Genomic DNA, 1688 nt, shown 5'->3' with positions numbered 1-1688 from the left:
ATGATATGCTCCCCAATAGGTAGACAGATGAAATAACAAATCTGTTTATTCTAATTGGGGAGTGTTTTTTTATGGCGAGAAGTCGGCATTCAATCGAACAAAAACTGAGTGCGCTGCGCATGATAGAAGCAGAAACATACACATGGAAGGAAATTATGGAGGCCCATGACGTTTCTAAGGATGCCCTCCGGGTGTGGAAAGTGAAATTCGATACCGGTGGGATCGATGCGTTGAAGGAATCGAAGACATGGAAACTGTACACCAAGGAACAGAAGCTCGCGGCCGTCCGTGACTATCTCGATGGGTTCACTAAAATGGAGGTTCTCTCCAAACATCAAATCAGTGATTGGTCTGTTCTTCGGAGATGGATTAAGAAGTATACTGGTCATAGCGAGTTAACAGATTCGAGAAAAGGGATGGATCGAGCTATGGCAAAAGGAAGAAAGACCACATTCGAGGAACGCATGGAGATCGTCAGGTATTGCCTGGACAATGGACGGAACTATCAACGGACGGCCGAGATGTTCGCCGTATCGTATCAACAGGTCTATGGATGGACGAAAAAATATGACGCCGACGGCGTGCACGGGCTCGAGGACCGGCGTGGACGGACGAAGCAAGAAGAGGAACTGACCAACGAGGAGAAGCTCGAACGTCGCATCCAACAGATCGAGCGGGAGAACGAGCGCCTGCGGGCCGAGAACCTGTTCCTAAAAAAGTTAGAGGAGATCGAGAGGAGAGGTTGATCAGCCAGATCCGGCTACAATTGCGTTACATGGCGATCGAGGAAATGTCGACAACCGATACGTTCCCGGTCGTGCTCCTGTGTGAGATCGCGCAGGTCTCACGGGCCGCCTATTATAAATGGTTGAAGCGTACCGTCTCGGTACGCGAGGAGGAGAACATGAGCCTACTTGAGGACATCCGCCTCCTCTACGACCAGGTGAACGGGACCTACGGCTATCGACGGATCACCATGACGGTCAACCGCAGACGACGCCAGCATGGCCTGCCGGCATACAATGAGAAGCGCATCTATCGTCTCATGCGCATCCATGAGATCCGTTCGGTCATCCGCCAGAAGCGAAAGCGGTACAAAAAATCGTCCCCGCAGCATGTGGCCGAGAACCTGATGAACCGCGAATTCAGTGCGTCCCGACCGGACGAGAAATGGTGCACCGACGTCACCGAGTTCAAATATGGCGCCGGGAAGAAGGCGTATCTGAGCGCGATCATTGACCTCTATGACGGCTCGATCGTCGCCTATCGCATCGGGAAGTCCAACAACAACGCGCTCGTCTTCCAGACGATGATGCCAGCGATTGCGGGGCTCCGTACAGGAGCGGGTCCGATGATCCATAGCGACCGAGGGTATCAATACACATCGAGAGGGTTCAAACGCATAGTAGAAAACGCAGGACTGACCCACAGCATGTCCCGGGTCGGACGTTGTCTCGACAACGCCCCAATCGAGGGTTTTTGGGGTACCCTGAAAGTCGAGATGTACTACCTGCGTGAATTCCAGGCCTATAGCGAACTCACGTCGGCCATCGAAACCTACATATCGTTCTACAACCATGACCGTTTCCAGAAACGGCTAAACGGCTTGAGCCCTGTCGAATACAGGTCTCAAGCCGCCTAGTTTGGTTTTTATTATTTGCCCTGTCTACTTGACGGGGAGCAGTTCA

General features: G+C 52.3%; 1 protein-coding gene. It reads left to right on the top strand.

Features of this window, described 5'->3' with window-relative positions:
- Positions 1–71 precede the first annotated feature (71 nt).
- Positions 72–1642, top strand: a protein-coding gene (locus KNP00_RS14020) for an IS3 family transposase (protein WP_215146296.1) whose coding sequence is annotated in 2 segments (ribosomal slippage) — positions 72–711 and positions 711–1642 — 1572 coding nt in all. Because the reading frame shifts where the segments join, the coding sequence is not laid out codon by codon here.
- The last annotated feature ends 46 nt before the right edge of the window (positions 1643–1688 follow it).

This window comes from Exiguobacterium qingdaonense, from assembly GCF_018617855.1.
Classification (GTDB): Bacteria; Bacillota; Bacilli; order Exiguobacteriales; family Exiguobacteriaceae; genus Exiguobacterium; species Exiguobacterium qingdaonense.
This window is presented reverse-complemented; position numbering and strand designations above follow the sequence as displayed.